This window comes from Neisseria sp. 27098_8_139 (genome assembly GCF_041433195.1).
GTDB lineage: Bacteria > Pseudomonadota > Gammaproteobacteria > Burkholderiales > Neisseriaceae > Neisseria > Neisseria subflava.
In genome coordinates this window covers 60,066-76,711 of the sequence record NZ_JAPWBA010000003.1, presented here as the reverse complement: position 1 = coordinate 76,711, position 16,646 = coordinate 60,066, and the positions used below count along the sequence as shown (strand labels likewise).

Genomic DNA, 16,646 nt, shown 5'->3' with positions numbered 1-16,646 from the left:
ATCCGTCAACCAAAAGGACTCATCATGAAAGTATTATTGTTGGGCGCGCCAGGCGCCGGCAAAGGCACACAGGCTCAATTCATCACTGCTGCATTCGGCATTCCTCAAATTTCTACCGGCGACATGCTCCGCGCCGCCATCAAAGCAGGCACTCCGCTGGGTTTGGAAGCAAAAAAAATCATTGATGAAGGCGGTTTGGTACGCGATGACATCATTATCGGCATGGTTAAAGAGCGCATTGCCCAAGACGACTGCAAAAACGGTTTCCTGTTTGACGGTTTCCCACGCACATTGGCACAAGCCGAAGCCATGGTTGAAGCCGGTGTGGATTTGGATGCCGTGGTTGAAATCGATGTGCCTGACAGCGTGATTGTCGACCGCATGAGCGGCCGCCGCGTACACTTGGCTTCCGGCCGTACTTACCACGTTACCTACAATCCGCCTAAAGTCGAAGGCAAAGACGACGTAACCGGCGAAGATTTGATTCAACGCGACGACGACAAAGAAGAAACCGTGAAAAAACGTCTTGCCGTTTACCACGAGCAAACCGAAGTTTTGGTTGATTTTTACAGCAAACTGGAAGGCGAACACGCGCCTAAATACATCAAAGTTGACGGCACTCAACCGGTAGAAGCCGTGAAAGCCGAAGTATTGAAAGGTTTGGGCAAATAAGTTTTGCCAAAGTAAAATCATAAGGCCGTCTGAAAAAATATTTTCAGACGGCCTTTTGTGTACAAAAGCTGTTAAAATCGAAGCTATAACCGTTATCCGCAGGCATCTTATGAATCCTTTGATCTCCGACTTCCAAACTCAGCAACAACGTACTCCCGTTATCGTCGCCCTCGATTTTGCCAACGAAAAAGATACGCTCGGATTTGTCCGCAATCTTGACCCGACACTGTGTCAAATCAAAATCGGCAAAGAGCTGTTTACCGCAACCGGCCGTAGTTTGGCAGAAAGCTTAATCAATCAAGGTTTCAAACTTTTCCTCGATTTGAAATACCACGATATTCCCCACACAGTCGCTCAGGCCTGTAAAGTTGCCGCCGATATGGGCGTTTGGATGGTCGATATGCACGCCTCTGGTGGCCGCCGTATGATGGAAGCCGCAGCAGAAGCCGTTGCCGGATATCAAACCAAGCCGCTCTTGATCGGCGTAACCGTGTTGACCAGCATGGAACAAAGCGATTTGGCAGAAATTGGTTTGAACATCGCTCCCGAAGAGCAAGTCATCCGTTTGGCAAAACTGACGCAAAGCTCAGGTTTGGACGGCGTAGTCTGTTCTGCTCAAGAAGCCGCGCCGCTGCGCCGCGAATTGGGACAGGATTTTGTCTTGGTAACACCCGGCATCCGCTTGGACGTTGCAGGCAATAATGACGACCAACGCCGCATCATGACACCAGCCGAAGCCTTGGCTGCCGGCTCAACCTATTTGGTAATGGGTCGTCCGGTAACCAAAGCTGCCGATCCGGTGGCCGTATTGCGTGAAGTCAATCGAGTAGCCAACGCTTAAGGCCGTCTGAAGTATGAAGGCGATTGTAATTGGTGCCACAGGAGCGACAGGGAAATCTTTGTTGCCTTTGCTTGCAGCCAGTTCAGAGGTTGGGTCTATCGACTGTTTTGGTCGCAGACATCCTGATTTTACCCACCAAAAACTAAATAGCCATCAGATTGATTTTTCTAAGCCTGATGATTGGCGCGAAGAAGTGCAGGGCGATGTATTGTTTGCCTGCTTGGGAACAACTCTGAAAGCGGCTGGCAGTAAAGAAGCGCAATGGGCAATCGATTATGAGGCGAATCTTGAATTTGCCAAAGCAGCCAGACAAAACGGCGTCAATGCTTTGGTTTTGGTTTCTGCTTCCGGTGCAAATTCTGCTTCGCGCCTGTTTTATCAACGGATGAAGGGCGAATTGGAACAAGCAATTATCGCTTTGAATTTTCCGCACCTTATTATTTTCCGCCCGCCCTTATTGATTCGTCCGAATAGCGATCGATTGGGTGAGAAAATTGCCGAACGGATTTTTCGCGTACTCAACCGCATCAGCATGCTGAAAAGCCAACGTCCGCTTGCTGTCGAAAAATTGGCACAAGCCATGCTGAAAGCGGCGTTGTTGTCATCTCATGAACAGGCGTCGTACTCGAAAAACCATATGCAGGTATATGAGCCTCAAGATATTTTTAGGCTGTTAGATCAATAATCTGATAACAAGCCTTACACAGAGATTTTAATGGAGCCAGTATGGTAACCAAGTTCCAACAAGAAACCCTCAAATCCCGTTTTGCACAAGCCAAAGTCCTTGTTGTCGGTGATGTGATGCTCGACCGCTATTGGTTTGGCGATGTGTCCCGTATTTCTCCTGAAGCCCCTGTGCCGGTGGCGAAAATCGCCCGTATCGACCAGCGGGCGGGCGGAGCGGCGAACGTTGCGCGCAATATCGCCTCATTGGGCGGTAAAGTAGGGCTGTTGTCCGTAACCGGCGATGATGAAGCTGCAGATGCGTTAGACGCATTGATGGAGCAAGACGGCGTTTCTTCCTATCTGGTGCGCGACAAACAAATTGCGACTACTGTCAAATTGCGCGTCGTCGCCCGCAACCAGCAGCTTATCCGCCTTGATTTTGAAGAATCGCCTCATCGTGAGGTGTTGGAACAAATCAAGCATCAATATCGAGAAGTGTTGCCTGAATACGATGCCATTATTTTTTCAGATTACGGCAAGGGCGGTTTGTCGCATATTTCCGATATGATCGATTGGGCGAAACAGGCCGGTAAACCCGTTTTAATCGACCCGAAAGGCGACGATTACGAAAAATACGCCGGCGCCACGCTGATTACTCCGAATCGCGCAGAGTTGAAAGAAGTGGTGGGCAGCTGGAAAAACGAAAATGATTTGACCGAAAAAGCCCAAAACCTGCGCCGCCATCTCGACTTGACCGCTATTTTGTTGACCCGAAGCGAAGAGGGTATGACCCTGTTCAATGATGGTGAGCCGATTTATCAGCCTACACGGGCCCAAGAAGTTTATGATGTATCCGGTGCGGGCGATACCGTTATTGCCGGAGTGGGCTTGGGTTTGGCCGCTGGTTATACCATGCCCGAAGCCATGCACCTTGCCAATACTGCGGCAGGTGTTGTCGTGGCGAAACTTGGTACGGCGGTTTGCTCGTTTGCCGAATTGACCAAGGCATTGGAAGAGCAATAATTGCTGTTTCAGACGGCCTTAAAATCTAAAGGCCGTCTGAAAATAGAGTTGGAAAATAATCCAGACAGACAAGTTTTTATTTTCAGACGGCATGATTTCTTCAAGGCCGTCTGAAAAATCAAAATAAAGGAAATTCATTATGACCATTATCGTAACAGGCGCGGCCGGCTTTATCGGCAGCAACATCGTCAAAGCACTTAACCAGCGCGGTATTACCGACATTGTTGCCGTCGACAATTTGAGCAAAGGCGAAAAATTTAAAAACCTTGCCGAGTGCGAAATCGCCCACTACCTCGACAAACACGAATTCATCCGCCAAGTGCGCGGCCATCTTCTGCCTTACGAAGATATCGAAGCCGTTTTCCATCAAGGCGCATGTTCCGATACCATGAATCATGACGGCCTTTACATGATGGACAACAACTACCAGTACACGCTCGACCTCTTGGACTGGTGTCAGGATGAACGTATCCCGTTCCTTTATGCTTCCAGTGCCGCAGTGTACGGCAAGGGCGAAATCTTCCGCGAAGAGCGCGAACTGGAAAAACCACTCAATGTATATGGCTACTCTAAATTCTTGTTTGACCAAGTGTTGCGCCGCCGTATGAAGGAAGGTCTGACAGCCCAAGTTGTCGGCTTCCGCTACTTCAATGTTTACGGACTACAGGAGCAACACAAAGGCCGTATGGCGTCAGTCGCCTTCCATCATTTCCACCAATACCGTGAGCATGGCTATGTCAATCTGTTTGGCGCCAATGACGGCTATGGCAACGGCGAGCAAACACGCGACTTTGTCAGCGTAGAAGACGTGGCCAAAGTTAACCTTTACTTCTTCGACCATTCTGAGCTTTCAGGCATCTTCAATCTCGGTACAGGCCGTAGCCAACAATTTAACGAACTTGCTGCCGCAACCGTCAACGCCTGCCGTGCAGCCGAAGGCAAACCTGAAATGAGTTTGAAAGAGTTGGTTGAAGAAGAACTTATCCGTTATATCCCATTCCCCGATGCACTTAAAGGCAAATATCAGAGCTTTACTCAAGCGGATATCACCAAGCTGCGCGAAGCCGGGTATAAAGAAGAATTCTTGGATGTAAAACAAGGTGTCAGCCGTTACGTTAAATGGATGCTGGAGAACTTGGTTTAATAAATAGTACAGTAATGTTGTCTGAGAATAAAACCGACTTACCTGTTTGGGTAAGTCGGTTTTATTTTACTAAGATAGTATAAAAATTTAGTTGTATTCTTAGTGATGGGTAGTTGCAATACGGTTAATTTGCCAATCTAAAAATTGAGTGTAAACACTACCTCGTTCAATAAAAGGTATATCTTCAGCAGGTGGTTGGCTGATTTCAGCTTCTGCTGTTTGCAGCCCCTGATTATCCCAACGATGAAACTCCTGATTGTTTAAATTATAAAAACCATGTTTGGTGATTAAAACTTCAGGATTATAACCATAGCCACACCATGAGGAATCAACAGTAGGTGCAGTCAAATTACAACCGGTTTGATAATAAGGTATTTCTGATAGGCTAAGATTATATAACGTTGGCAAAATGTCTTTATGTGAGCCTGCCCGCTCAGGATGATATTCTGCATTGGAGCGGTAAGTAGGTGGAACATAAAGATAGAATGGTACACTGTGGCCAAGGGCAATTTCATTAGGTGCAGGATAACTGATTGCTCGCATATTATGGTCTCCAGTTGCAGCAATAATAGTATCCGGTGCAATAGATTTTGTATGACTAATGAAGCGTCCAAGTTGGTCGTTGCTATATCGGAATGTGTTAAAAATCTCATTCAATTCTTTTCCTGTTGCTAGACTGGAAAGTCGCTGTTTTTCTTGCTCAGTGAGATGAAAATCTTTAGTTGGGTTAGGTTTAGGTAATTGATATGGGGGGTGATTAGTTACTGATAGCATCATGACGAATACGGGGGTATTATTTTTTTTTGCTTGTTTCAACTCGTCTTCTGCATATCGGAACATAAATTCATCAGGTACTCCCCATGTGCTGGATTGGGCTTCAGGGTAGCGTGCTTTGATCGCATTTTCATCAATAATTTCATGTACACCCAAATGACGCAGAAAACTATCAAAATCACGCCACCCCCCATTACCGGCAGTGATATACACAATACGATATCCTGCATCAAGATATGGTTTAAACATGTTTCCAGGAAAAGTTTTATTTTTAGCAGCAGATTGGCTAAGGTTAAGGCGTGGGCTACGAATAAAAAAACGGTGTAGTGAGTCGCTAGTGCCATCACCCTCAGAGATAAAACGTGAATAAACCCAATCTTCTTTCCAATGTTTATCTAATTCACCTAATAGATCTCGTTCAGGCGTATTTAGAGAAAGCAAGTGAGTGCTCATACTTTCCATAACAGCAAATACAACGTTGGGCTTATGTTGTTCAACAATCAAATTTTTATTAGTTTGTGTAAATAAGCGATTTAAATTGGCATCAGCTTTTTGATTTTGTAGACGATTCATCAGTTCAATACCATCTGAATCGGTAACCTCGATAAAATTATTACTGTTTCGATGTTCTGCAAAAGCCCAATTTAAAGAAATTAGTGCATTGGGAACTAATTTATTTATTTGCGGTAAGGTTGAAATTTGCATGGAAGTTTGACGTAAAGGGAATTTACCAAACGAACCACGTATACCAATACTTAAGATTAAGATAGGTATCATTATGATAGCAACCCAAGTTGCTTTGCTTGTAGTAGTAGCAGAAAAAGAGTATCTGTTAATTTGGGAAAAACATTTCCAAAAAAGGGTTACTGCTATGGCTAAAGCAATTAATCCCCAAATAATTGGGAAATCGGACCAAATAGTTTTGAGTACGGCTACAGTATCTTCCTCTGCAAGACCAAAAATAAAAACATCGAATTGGCGTTCGTAGACTCCATAATAAAACCAATTCCCTATAGCCAGAGCAGAAACGATAGATAACAATACTGTAGACAATAGAGCTTGAATCCGTCCATATGCTACAACAGTTTTTGAATTTAATAAGCTGAATAATCCCAGTAAAAATGGTAATGCCGTTAATACAGAAGCAGCTTTGATATCAAATAATAACCCTTTGAGCATAAGCTGGATAATATCCTCGGAATAACGACTACGGATATCATCTGATAGATAATATTGTGACATTAAACACCGTTCAATAAAAAGAATTAGAACAGTGCAAAGCCATAATGAAAAAGAATTACATAGAATTTTTTTGTAGGTAAGTAGACGAGACATTTTTTAGATATGTAATAAGTATTTAAAACGGCGTTATTTTATAACCTTTTAAGGGTTTTAAACTAGCATATAATTTTTATAGAAATCATATGATATGATGATTTGAGTTTGGAAAGGAGATAGACTGGTTTAAATGAATTTCTTGTCCTAGATAGAATAGTGGGTACTTATAACTACAAAGCTGTTAATGGGCTATCTTTTCTATTATTAGGCGTGGGTACTAGACAAAAAAATAACCGCTTAAAAGCGGTAAATGGTGCCCGGAGCCGGAATCGAACCGGCACGGCCGGTTTAGGGCCGACGGATTTTAAGTCCGTTGTGTCTACCTATTTCACCACCCGGGCGTAGACAATAAATCGAGAGATTGGAGGCGGGGGCGCGGATTTGAACCGGCCTATATAAGGGTTGCACCCCTTATAGCATAAACACTCTGCCACCCCGCCATGAAATGGATGGAGGCGAGAGTCGGAATCGAACCGGCGTAGACGGATTTGCAATCCGCTGCATAACCACTTTGCTATCTCGCCAAATAAACTACTTTGGAGTGTTTATAGTATTGAAACTGGAGCGGGAAACGAGTCTCGAACTCGCGACCTCAACCTTGGCAAGGTTGCGCTCTACCAACTGAGCTATTCCCGCGTATTCGGATGCATGATTTAATGGAGCGGGAAACGAGTCTCGAACTCGCGACCTCAACCTTGGCAAGGTTGCGCTCTACCAACTGAGCTATTCCCGCATTTGAGTGCATCTGAAATTAAACTGGAGCGGGAAACGAGTCTCGAACTCGCGACCTCAACCTTGGCAAGGTTGCGCTCTACCAACTGAGCTATTCCCGCATATTGAAAAAGAACAATCAACAAGTAATCAAGATGGAGCGGGAAACGAGTCTCGAACTCGCGACCTCAACCTTGGCAAGGTTGCGCTCTACCAACTGAGCTATTCCCGCTCTGATATTTGTTGCTTCGTAATATCGAAGAAGACGCAATTATTATGGATTTAATCGTGTGCGTCAAGTGTTTTGTTTTTATTTTTTAAAAATTTTATTTGAATTCTTTCCATGCCATTTTCAGGTAGTAGCACATGGACCAGATGGTCAATACGGATGCTATAAACATCAATATGTTACCAATGAGATAGAAAGGGTCGTTATATTTGTCCGTACCGATAAGCAAAAGGAAGATGGCGATCATTTGGGCAGTGGTTTTGAATTTGCCGATAGTGGCTACGGCGACGCTGCCGCGTTTGCCCATTTGTGCCATCCATTCGCGCAGGGCGGAAATAGTGATTTCTCGGCCGATAATAATCATGGCGAAGATGGCGTATGTTCTGCCAAGGCTGACGAGCAGGAGTAGGGCAACGGCAACCATGAGTTTGTCGGCAACGGGGTCGAGGAATGCGCCAAAGTCGGAGGTTTGTTTCCAGCGGCGTGCCAAAAAGCCGTCAAACCAGTCTGTAATGGCTGCAAGTGCAAAGATGATGGCAGCTGTCCAGTTGACGGTTTGTGGTTGAATCCATGTGTTCGGTAAATAGAATAGGATGGTGAACACGGGGATTAATAGGACGCGCATCCAGGTAAGTAAAATAGGTATGTTCCAAGGCATGGTTGGGGACCTTTTGGACGATGTGTCGGATTGTCCATTATAGCTTATTTGCTCGCTGGGCTTTTTAGAGTGTTGTTTTTTTGCCGACAAGTAACGTGGGCATAGGGCTTTGTTATGCGGGTTGTGAAGGAAGTCTGTTAAGGCCGTCTGAAAAATGGGTTGTTGAGGGGTGTAAATATTTTTGGGCAGGTAAGTGGCTGCAAAATAGTGGGCAACGAGGTCAGCTTGCTGCTCGATATTGAGTTGGTTAAAGTGAGGCAAAGGCATGGGATAGGCGTAAGCTTTGCGTTTCCTATATCCGCCTTTGAGCATAATGAATAAACCAGATAACCAAACTTTGTGACCGAGCTGGTGTTGCCAGACATGCGTCAGTTCATGAATCAGCCAGATTTTGTAGGCGATGCCGGCTTGAGTGAAATCATCTGGACAGTGTTTGCGTGGGAAATATATATTTCCATTGGGGGCGATAGCGGTATTGGGGTTGGGCAGGAAGGGAATGCCGCGATATATTTTAATGCGGTTGAAGTCTATGCCGTCGGCAAAAACCTGTTTTGCCATACGGATTTCATTTTCGGTTAGTCTGCGCCAATTGGAAAAAATCATATTTTAAAGAATGATAGAGGGTAAAAAGATTTTCAGGCCGTCTGAAAGGTTTCAGACGGCCTGAACATGGGATTTATTGTTCTTCTGAAGCGGCTTGTTTGCCGTTGTCGAACAATTTGTCCATAGGCGTCAGATTGACTGCGTTGCCTTGGCTGACTATCCATTTGTTTTCAACACGCCACACGCCTGAGGTATCTTCAACACGCAAATACCAATGGTTGGTTTGGGGTAGAGGTTTGAAGATGGCTTCGTATTCCATACGGCCGTTTTGCGGTTCGGCTGTTACGGCGCGCAGCTTAACGGTTTGGTCGTCAGCTTTGCGTGTCGGGTGCATCAGAAGCAGGTTTAATGGCTGTTTGGGATCGAATTGTCCACTGACGAATACTTTGGCTGCATTCATGTCCGGACTGATTAAAACCTGCACCTGAATCTGCCGTTTAACGGCTTCTTCATCGCGGTGAAGTTGGATTTCGATGTGTTTGCCGTCTTTGTAGTAATCGTCAGACACCAAGTCTGTCGTGTGTTCTTTTGCGACAAAGAACATGGAAACGCTGGCAATAACGACGAAGATGGGGCCGGCCATCAGCACCCAGGGCCAAATGTGTTTATACCAAGGCTTAGTGAGATTGGGTTTGGACACCGTTGTTATTCTCCAATAAAGGTTGCTTTTTCATTCAGGACAGTCGGTTCGGCATCAGCGACATCGGTTTCACGATATGTGAAGGTAAATTCAATCGGCTGACTGCCTTTTTCGGCGTACTCAGGGAGGGTGGACACTTGAACCGGAATGGTCACGGTTTCGCGTGGTGCAATTTTAATACCGTTTTCTGGCAAGCCGGTCAAGGCGATATCATCAAAACCTTTGACTGTTGCAGTAACGGTCTGTTCATGTTCACTCTTATTAATGATGCGCAGGTTGTAGGCATTTTCCAACCAGCCTTGGCTGTTTTCACGCACCATCACACCGCGGTCTTTTAGAATATCCACTTCGATCATTTTACGGGTAGAAATGCCGGTTAAGAAAGCAATAATAACCACAAACAATACTGCACCATAACCTGCAACGCGAGGACGTTTCAAGCGTTTTTTGATGTCGCTTTCAGGGTATTCGTGTTCCAACGCGCCTTCGGTTGTATAACGGATCAAGCCGCGCTCGTAGCCCATTTTGTCCATGATTTCATCACAAGCGTCGATGCAGGCTGCACAACCGATACATTGGTATTGCAGGCCGTCGCGGATATCGATGCCGACGGGGCAGACTTGTACGCACATGGTGCAGTTGATGCAGTCGCCCAAACCGCTGTCTTCTTTGTTGGCGGTTTTTTTGCGTGCACCGCGAGGTTCGCCGCGTTCGGTATCGTAGGAAATAATCAGCGTGTCTTTGTCAAACATCGCACTTTGGAAGCGTGCATACGGGCACATATGCAGACACACTTTTTCGCGCATGATGTGGGCAAAGAAGAAGGTCATGAATCCGTAAAACGCTGCGGCAAACATTGCGCCACCGCCTGCTGCTCCGGTGAATAAATCGGGAACAAACTGGCGGATAGGGACAAACCAGCCTGCAAAAGTGATACCTGTCCACGCACAGACAAGGAAAATCAGTAGGTATTTGGTGGCCTTAATGCGGATTTTAGTAAAGTTCCAAGGCGATTTTTCCAGTTTTAAACGTTTGTTGCGGTCGCCTTCAACCAAGTTGTCGATCCAAAGCATGATTTCGGTGTAAACCGTTTGCGGGCAAGAGTAGCCGCACCACAAACGACCGGCAATGGTTGTCCACCAAAACAGGCCGAAAGCGCAAATCATCAGCAGCAGGGCAAGATAAATCAAGTCGCCCATGCCCAGTGACAGGCCGAAAATGAAAAAATGACGGTCAGGGATATTGAATAAAACTGCCTGACGGTTACTCCAGTTAAACCATGGAATTACGTAAAATACAAACTGGGTCGCCAATACGGCGGCGATACGAAGTTTGGCAAAGCGTCCTTCTGCCTTTTTCGGATGGATGCGTTCGCCTTCGGGATGAATTTGAATTACGCTGGATTTGGGTTTGGAAGGTTTGGGCGGAGTGGCTTTTGCCGTTTTTTCTGTTGAGGGTGTGGTGTTTTCAGCTTGGTTTTCGGGTGACATAATCAGTGTTCCTTAATCGAAGTGCACACAAGCCTTTTGTCATGGTAGTAGTTTGATGCGAGTATTTTCAGACGGCCTTTGGAGTGCATATAAAATCATAACATTTGACTCTATGCAAAGCAAAAGCAGGGCTTGCCCTTAACAATAGTTGCGGTACTCCTGCCTCATACAAGGCCGTCTGAAAAGAGCAGTATTCAAAGACTTACGGAATAAGCGTAGGTTTATGCTTATAGTGATTTCCTATTTGTCCGATAAAAAATTTACAACATACTGTTTCAAAACGAAATAACAGTTAATATCATCTATCCCGTCTGTTTCAGACGGCCTGTTGGAAATCATGCCGTCTGACAATGCAAATATAAAAGGCTATTCTTGAAAGCACTGCTGATTCAGGCGATAATCGGCACACTTTTTCAAATTTCCAATCTTGTCCAAGGAAGGTCAAACCATGTCTCAACTGGCAAACGCAATCCGTTTCCTCTCAGTCGATGCCGTACAGAAAGCCAACTCCGGCCACCCGGGTGCGCCTATGGGTATGGCGGAAATGGCGGAAGTATTGTGGACGAAGTTCCTCAATCATAATCCGGCCAACCCGAAATTCTACAACCGCGACCGTTTTGTCCTCTCCAATGGTCATGCTTCCATGATTCTTTACAGCCTGTTGCACCTGACCGGCTACAACGTTTCTATTGATGATCTGAAAAACTTCCGCCAACTGCACAGCAAAACCCCCGGTCATCCTGAATACGGCTACACCGACGGCGTGGAAACCACAACCGGCCCATTGGGACAAGGTATTGCCAACGCAGTAGGCATGGCTTTGGCTGAAAAAATCTTGGCTGCCGAATTCAATAAAGACAGTTTGAATATCGTTGACCACCACACCTACGTCTTCATGGGCGACGGTTGTATGATGGAAGGCGTATCGCATGAAGCCTGCTCGCTTGCCGGTACTTTGGGCTTGGGCAAACTGATTGTTTTATATGATGACAACAATATTTCCATCGATGGTAAAGTGGACGGTTGGTTTACCGAAAATATTCCGCAACGCTTTGAAAGCTACGGCTGGCATGTGATTCCAAATGTAAACGGCCATGACACTGATGCCATTCAGACGGCCATTGAAGCGGCCAAAGCCGAAACTGGCAAACCTTCCCTGATTTGCTGCAAAACCTTAATCGGTAAAGGCAGTGCCAACAAAGAAGGCAGCCATAAAACCCACGGTGCGCCTTTGGGTGCGGACGAGATCGAAGCCACGCGCAAACATTTGGGTTGGGCTTATCCTGCGTTTGAAATTCCTCAAGAAATCTATGCTGCATGGGATGCAAAAGAAAAAGGCGCGAAACTTGAGGCCGAATGGAACAAACTCTTCACTCAATATCAAGCCAAATATCCTGCTGAAGCCGCAGAATTTGTGCGCCGCATGGATAAAAAACTGCCGGACAATTTCGACGCTTACGTTCAAGCTGCATTGAAAGAAGTGTGTGCCAAAGCAGAAACCATCGCCACCCGTAAAGCCAGTCAAAACAGCATTGAAATCTTGGCAAAAGAGCTGCCTGAATTGGTGGGCGGCTCTGCCGACTTGACCCCGTCCAACCTGACTGACTGGTCAAACAGCGTTTCCGTTACCCGCGAACACGGCGGCAACTATATTCACTACGGTGTGCGTGAGTTCGGCATGGGCGCAATCATGAACGGCCTTACCCTGCATGGCGGTGTGAAACCATTCGGCGCGACTTTCCTGATGTTCAGCGAATACGAGCGAAATGCCTTGCGCATGGCTTCGCTGATGAAAATCAACCCTGTATTTGTGTTTACCCACGACTCTATCGGTTTGGGCGAAGACGGCCCGACCCACCAACCCATCGAGCAAACCGCCACCCTGCGCCTGATTCCGAATATGGATGTATGGCGTCCATGCGATACCGTTGAATCTTTGGTAGCGTGGTCTGAAGCCGTTAAAGCGGCCGATCATCCGTCCAGCCTGATTTTCAGCCGTCAAAACCTGAAATTCCAAGCGCGTGATGAGCAACAACTGAACGACATCAAACGCGGCGGCTACGTCATCAGCGAAGCCCAAGGCAACGCCCAAGCCGTCGTCATTGCTACCGGTTCCGAAGTCGAGCTGGCCTTGGAAGCGCAAAAAGCCCTCGCCGCGCAAAACATCTCCGTCCGCGTCGTTTCCATGCCGTCCACCAACGTCTTCGACCGCCAAGACGCCGCCTATAAAGCCGCCGTCCTGCCCGAAGGCTTGCCACGCGTAGCCGTAGAAGCCGGACATGCCGACGGTTGGTATAAATACGTCGGTTTGAACGGTGCAGTGGTTGGTATTAACCGCTTCGGCGAGTCTGCACCTGCTGATTTGCTGTTCAAAGAATTCGGCTTTACTGTAGATAATGTGGTTGCCACTGTTAAATCCGTTTTGTAAATCAGATTTTTGATTGAGATAAAAAGGCCGTCTGAAATTTCAGACGGCCTTTTATTTTTCAGTCGGTTAAACAGTTTCTGTTTCAGGTTTGACCTTGCTTTTCTTAAACTTCAATACGGCTTCTTCTTTCGCTGTATCCCAGTCTATCCGCACAAAGCCGCCTTCGGCGAGTTTGCCGAACAGGAGTTCGTCGGCGAGTGGTTTGCGGATTTTTTCCTGAATCAGGCGGTTCATCGGGCGCGCACCCATTTGTGGATCGAAACCCTTTTCCGCCAGATATTTGCGCAATGCCGGTGTGAATTCGGCTTCGACTTTTTTGTCGAGAAGCTGATGTTCGAGCTGGAGCAGGAATTTGTCCACGACTTTGGCGATGACGGGTTCGGACAAGGGCGCAAACGGGATAATCGCGTCCAAGCGGTTGCGGAACTCGGGTGTGAAGAGTTTGTTGATCGCCTGCATTTCGTCGCCGCGTTCGCGCTTGGTGGTAAAGCCGAGACTGGGTCGGCTGAGGCTTTCCGCGCCTGCGTTGGTGGTCATAATCAGGATGACGTTGCGGAAATCGGCACTCTTGCCGTTGTTGTCGGTCAGTTTGCCTGCATCCATGACTTGCAGGAGGACGTTGAAAATGTCGGGGTGGGCTTTTTCGATTTCGTCCAAGAGTAATACGCAGTGCGGATGTTTGTTGGCGGCTTCGGTTAAAAGACCGCCCTGGTCAAAGCCGACATAGCCCGGCGGCGCGCCGATGAGGCGTGATACGGCATGGCGTTCCATGTATTCGGACATATCAAAGCGTTGCAGCGGTACGCCCATCGAGTAGGCAAGCTGTTTGGCGACTTCGGTTTTGCCGACGCCGGTCGGACCGGAGAAGAGGAAGCTGCCTATGGGTTTGTCGGGCAGGGCGAGGCCGGAACGCGACATTTTGACGGCGGCAACCAGCGCGTCGATGGCGTTTTCCTGACCGTAAACCATGTTTTTTAAATCGCGTCCGAGGAATTGCAGCACTTGTTTGTCGTCGTGCGACACGGTTTTTTCAGGAATCCGCGCAACTTTGGCGATGACGGTTTCGATTTGCGCTTTGCCGATGACTTTTTTCTGTTTGGATTTGGGCAAAATCCGTTGCGCCGCGCCTGCTTCGTCCATCACGTCGATGGCTTTGTCGGGCAGGAAACGTTCGTTGATGTAGCGGGCAGAGAGTTCGGCAGCGGCTTCAAGTGCACCTTGCGTATAGCGGACTTGGTGGAAATCTTCAAACATCGGTTTCAAGCCGCGCAGGATTTGCACGGTTTCGGCGACGGTGGGTTCGACCACGTCGATTTTTTGGAAGCGGCGGCTTAGGGCGTGGTCTTTGTCGAAAATGGTGCGGTATTCGTCGTAAGTAGTCGCGCCGATACAGCGCAATGAGCCTTTCGCCAATGCAGGTTTGAGTAGGTTAGATGCGTCCATCGTGCCGCCGCTGGTGCTGCCCGCGCCGATGATGGTGTGGATTTCGTCGATAAACAAAATGGCGTGCGGGATTTTTTCGAGCTGTTTCAAGACGGATTTGACCCGCGCTTCAAAATCGCCGCGGTATTTCGTGCCCGCCAAAAGCGAACCCATATCCAGCGCGTACACTTCGGCATCTTTGAGTGCGTCGGGAATGTCGCCGTTGACGATTTGATGCGCCAAGCCTTCCGCCAGCGCGGTTTTGCCCACGCCTGCTTCGCCGACCAAAAGCGGATTGTTTTTGCGGCGGCGGCACAGGATTTGCACCAGCCGTTCCATTTCGTGTTTTCTGCCGATTAAGGGGTCGATGCGGCCGGCTTTGACTTCGGCGTTGAGGTTGACGGTGTAGTCGGAAAGGGAGCCGGTTTTCTGTTCCGCTTCCTCGCTCTCGCGTCCCAGGCCGTCTGAATCATTGCCATCCTCGTCATCGGGCGAGCCATGGGCAATGCAACGCAAGACTTCAAAGCGCGTAATGGATTGCAATTTGAGGAAATAAACGGCATGGCTTTCAGATTCGCTCATCATGGCAACCAAAATATCTAAAGGCTCTACTGCGGCTTTGCCGGCAGACTGGGTATGCACCATTGCCCGTTGGATGACGCGTTGGAAGCCCAATGTCGGCTGGGTTTCGACCGTATCTAGAAGATGATCGGGAATTTGCGGCGTGTTTTCAGCAACGCTGGCCGCAAGCTGCTCGGACAGGACTTTTAAATCCGCACCACATAGTTTCAAGACGTTCGGCACAGCTGCATCTTCTTCTATCAGCACCAAAAGCAGGTGTTCCAAGCTGATAAACTCATAGCGGGCGTTGCGTGCTTCACGATAGAGCAGTTGCAGGATGTGTTCCAATTCGGGTGAAAGCATGATTTAAACCTCTTCGACTATACATTTGAGCGGATGCCCTTCAGCTTTAGCACGTTCCATGACCTGATGCTGCTTGGTCTGCGCAATATCGCGCGTGTAGGTGCCGCACAGGCCTTTGCCTTCGTGGTGCACCAACAACATGACGGCCACTGCTTGTTCCTGTGCAAGCATAAAGACTTCGGTCAGGATTTCGACGACAAATTCCATGGTGGTGTAATCGTCGTTCAATAAAAATACGCCGTAACGTTTCGGCGGCTGTGTGTTGATATCGCTGAGCAGGGTATCGGATTGGTGGTCGGTATTCGGATGGTTCATAATCTTAGGTTTCAGTTTTCAGACGGCCTGTTTTAGAGTGTAAACCGTTTTCTGTTGTATTTCGGCAATTTTTTTCTATTTTCCCACTTTTTTGAAAACATAGCTTGACGTTTTGTCTTAACAAATGTAAAAAGACGGTTAAGCAGAAGTTGGCACTCGACCGCGTATACAATACGGGGGAGAAACGCTGAACGTTTTAGTTTGCTGTATGCCTTGTTTTGCTAATTTTGTTAATTTTTAAGTATAGGAAGTTTCTAATGGCAACCGGTATCGTAAAATGGTTTAACGACGCTAAAGGTTTTGGTTTCATCACTCCTGATGAAGGTGGCGAAGATTTGTTCGCTCACTTCTCAGCGATCAACATGGATGGTTTCAAAACCCTGAAAGAAGGTCAACGCGTATCTTTCGACGTAACCACCGGCCCTAAAGGCAAACAAGCTGCTAACATTCAAGCTGCTTAATCAAATGCGTGGCGTAAGCCGTAAAATCATGGCGGGGTTTCCCGCCATTTTTTATGGGTGTTCGGGGCAAAAATTATGAATCAAAATTCATCTTATCAAAATGCTTTAAACCAGTTGGACGAGCTTATCCGTCATTTTCGCAGCGAAGGCGAGGTCAGCTGCGCCGTTGCCGAGCGTGAAGACCAAATCTTGATCCGCCTTGCCGATTTGAAACTGGATTTGCGCCCTGAAGATGAAAAAGCGATTGCTGATATCGACCGCTTTTACCGCCGCCATGTTTTAAGCGAATAAACGTTTCAAAACCGTT

The 16,646-nt window shown here is 47.3% G+C and carries 14 protein-coding genes and 7 tRNA genes; 8 read left to right on the top strand and 13 right to left on the bottom strand.

The window, feature by feature from the left end; translation table 11 throughout:
* The first annotated feature begins 24 nt into the window (after positions 1 to 24).
* From adk to rfaD, 5 genes are all read left to right on the top strand, one after another.
* Entirely contained in the window at positions 25 to 672 is a 648-nt protein-coding gene (gene adk, locus O3660_RS04885) for an adenylate kinase (protein ID WP_003682888.1), read from the top strand.
* 109 nt (positions 673 to 781) lie between these two features.
* Positions 782 to 1,513 (top strand): orotidine-5'-phosphate decarboxylase, encoded by a 732-nt coding sequence (gene pyrF, locus O3660_RS04880; RefSeq protein WP_049351208.1) that lies wholly within the window; start codon positions 782 to 784, stop codon positions 1,511 to 1,513.
* A gap of 13 nt (positions 1,514 to 1,526) precedes the next feature.
* Positions 1,527 to 2,198 (top strand): NAD(P)H-binding protein, encoded by a 672-nt coding sequence (locus O3660_RS04875; protein WP_371464612.1) that lies wholly within the window; start codon positions 1,527 to 1,529, stop codon positions 2,196 to 2,198.
* Positions 2,199 to 2,239: 41 nt separating this feature from the next.
* Positions 2,240 to 3,202, top strand: a complete 963-nt coding sequence (rfaE1, locus tag O3660_RS04870) for a D-glycero-beta-D-manno-heptose-7-phosphate kinase (RefSeq protein ID WP_049351217.1) — start codon at positions 2,240 to 2,242, stop codon at positions 3,200 to 3,202.
* A 139-nt stretch (positions 3,203 to 3,341) separates the two neighbouring features.
* Positions 3,342 to 4,346, top strand: coding sequence for an ADP-glyceromanno-heptose 6-epimerase (rfaD, locus tag O3660_RS04865; RefSeq protein WP_049351210.1), 1,005 nt, complete (start codon positions 3,342 to 3,344; stop codon positions 4,344 to 4,346).
* A gap of 99 nt (positions 4,347 to 4,445) precedes the next feature.
* On the opposite strand, the gene O3660_RS04860 is transcribed toward rfaD, so the two are convergent.
* The 11 genes from O3660_RS04860 to ccoG all read right to left on the bottom strand — a co-directional run bounded on the left by O3660_RS04860 (position 4,446) and on the right by ccoG (position 10,789).
* Entirely contained in the window at positions 4,446 to 6,455 is a 2,010-nt protein-coding gene (locus O3660_RS04860; RefSeq protein ID WP_049351211.1) for an LTA synthase family protein, read from the bottom strand.
* Between the two features lie 254 nt (positions 6,456 to 6,709).
* A tRNA-Leu gene (locus O3660_RS04855) sits at positions 6,710 to 6,799 on the bottom strand.
* 21 nt (positions 6,800 to 6,820) lie between these two features.
* Positions 6,821 to 6,898, bottom strand: a tRNA-Cys gene (locus O3660_RS04850).
* Between the two features lie 10 nt (positions 6,899 to 6,908).
* Positions 6,909 to 6,982: transfer RNA gene (locus tag O3660_RS04845), tRNA-Cys, on the bottom strand.
* Positions 6,983 to 7,018: 36 nt separating this feature from the next.
* A tRNA-Gly gene (locus tag O3660_RS04840) sits at positions 7,019 to 7,094 on the bottom strand.
* Between the two features lie 21 nt (positions 7,095 to 7,115).
* A tRNA-Gly gene (locus O3660_RS04835) sits at positions 7,116 to 7,191 on the bottom strand.
* A 24-nt stretch (positions 7,192 to 7,215) separates the two neighbouring features.
* A tRNA-Gly gene (locus O3660_RS04830) sits at positions 7,216 to 7,291 on the bottom strand.
* A gap of 34 nt (positions 7,292 to 7,325) precedes the next feature.
* Positions 7,326 to 7,401 (bottom strand) — tRNA-Gly (locus O3660_RS04825).
* Positions 7,402 to 7,495: 94 nt separating this feature from the next.
* A complete protein-coding gene (gene pgsA / locus O3660_RS04820; RefSeq protein WP_003679552.1) occupies positions 7,496 to 8,056 on the bottom strand; it encodes a CDP-diacylglycerol--glycerol-3-phosphate 3-phosphatidyltransferase in 561 nt (186 codons plus the stop codon).
* Between the two features lie 676 nt (positions 8,057 to 8,732).
* On the bottom strand, positions 8,733 to 9,299 hold the full coding sequence (locus O3660_RS04815; protein ID WP_080974688.1) for a FixH family protein: 567 nt from the start codon (positions 9,297 to 9,299) through the stop codon (positions 8,733 to 8,735).
* Between the two features lie 5 nt (positions 9,300 to 9,304).
* Positions 9,305 to 10,789: a cytochrome c oxidase accessory protein CcoG gene (gene ccoG, locus O3660_RS04810; protein WP_049352811.1), complete on the bottom strand. Its 1,485-nt coding sequence runs from the start codon at positions 10,787 to 10,789 to the stop codon at positions 9,305 to 9,307.
* Between the two features lie 448 nt (positions 10,790 to 11,237).
* Between ccoG and tkt the strand changes: the two genes are divergently transcribed.
* The gene (tkt, locus tag O3660_RS04805) at positions 11,238 to 13,217 is read left to right on the top strand and encodes a transketolase (protein WP_049352809.1); all 1,980 of its coding nucleotides are present in this window, start codon (positions 11,238 to 11,240) and stop codon (positions 13,215 to 13,217) included.
* Between the two features lie 66 nt (positions 13,218 to 13,283).
* Here tkt and clpA read toward each other — a convergent pair whose 3' ends face one another.
* Both clpA and clpS read right to left on the bottom strand, forming a co-directional pair.
* Entirely contained in the window at positions 13,284 to 15,563 is a 2,280-nt protein-coding gene (clpA, locus tag O3660_RS04800; protein WP_371464610.1) for an ATP-dependent Clp protease ATP-binding subunit ClpA, read from the bottom strand.
* 3 nt (positions 15,564 to 15,566) lie between these two features.
* Positions 15,567 to 15,878, bottom strand: a complete 312-nt coding sequence (gene clpS / locus O3660_RS04795; protein WP_003679561.1) for an ATP-dependent Clp protease adapter ClpS — start codon at positions 15,876 to 15,878, stop codon at positions 15,567 to 15,569.
* A 257-nt stretch (positions 15,879 to 16,135) separates the two neighbouring features.
* Between clpS and O3660_RS04790 the strand changes: the two genes are divergently transcribed.
* Together O3660_RS04790 and O3660_RS04785 are read left to right on the top strand one after the other, a co-directional pair.
* Positions 16,136 to 16,339, top strand: a complete 204-nt coding sequence (locus tag O3660_RS04790) for a cold-shock protein (protein WP_003682902.1) — start codon at positions 16,136 to 16,138, stop codon at positions 16,337 to 16,339.
* Positions 16,340 to 16,414: 75 nt separating this feature from the next.
* Complete coding sequence (locus O3660_RS04785) at positions 16,415 to 16,630, top strand: hypothetical protein (RefSeq protein ID WP_003679564.1); 216 nt, start codon at positions 16,415 to 16,417, stop codon at positions 16,628 to 16,630.
* Positions 16,631 to 16,646 lie beyond the last annotated feature (16 nt).

Excerpts from the sequence above, each read along its gene's own strand:
- adk (WP_003682888.1), top strand. The coding sequence starts at position 25 with ATGAAAGTATTATTGTTGGGCGCGCCAGGCGCCGGCAAAGGCACACAG.
- pyrF (WP_049351208.1), top strand. The coding sequence starts at position 782 with ATGAATCCTTTGATCTCCGACTTCCAAACTCAGCAACAACGTACTCCC.
- O3660_RS04875 (WP_371464612.1), top strand. The coding sequence starts at position 1,527 with ATGAAGGCGATTGTAATTGGTGCCACAGGAGCGACAGGGAAATCTTTG.
- rfaE1 (WP_049351217.1), top strand. The coding sequence starts at position 2,240 with ATGGTAACCAAGTTCCAACAAGAAACCCTCAAATCCCGTTTTGCACAA.
- rfaD (WP_049351210.1), top strand. The coding sequence starts at position 3,342 with ATGACCATTATCGTAACAGGCGCGGCCGGCTTTATCGGCAGCAACATC.
- O3660_RS04860 (WP_049351211.1), bottom strand. The coding sequence starts at position 6,455 with ATGTCTCGTCTACTTACCTACAAAAAAATTCTATGTAATTCTTTTTCA.
- pgsA (WP_003679552.1), bottom strand. The coding sequence starts at position 8,056 with ATGCCTTGGAACATACCTATTTTACTTACCTGGATGCGCGTCCTATTA.
- ccoG (WP_049352811.1), bottom strand. The coding sequence starts at position 10,789 with ATGTCACCCGAAAACCAAGCTGAAAACACCACACCCTCAACAGAAAAA.
- tkt (WP_049352809.1), top strand. The coding sequence starts at position 11,238 with ATGTCTCAACTGGCAAACGCAATCCGTTTCCTCTCAGTCGATGCCGTA.
- clpA (WP_371464610.1), bottom strand. The coding sequence starts at position 15,563 with ATGCTTTCACCCGAATTGGAACACATCCTGCAACTGCTCTATCGTGAA.
- clpS (WP_003679561.1), bottom strand. The coding sequence starts at position 15,878 with ATGAACCATCCGAATACCGACCACCAATCCGATACCCTGCTCAGCGAT.
- O3660_RS04790 (WP_003682902.1), top strand. The coding sequence starts at position 16,136 with ATGGCAACCGGTATCGTAAAATGGTTTAACGACGCTAAAGGTTTTGGT.
- O3660_RS04785 (WP_003679564.1), top strand. The coding sequence starts at position 16,415 with ATGAATCAAAATTCATCTTATCAAAATGCTTTAAACCAGTTGGACGAG.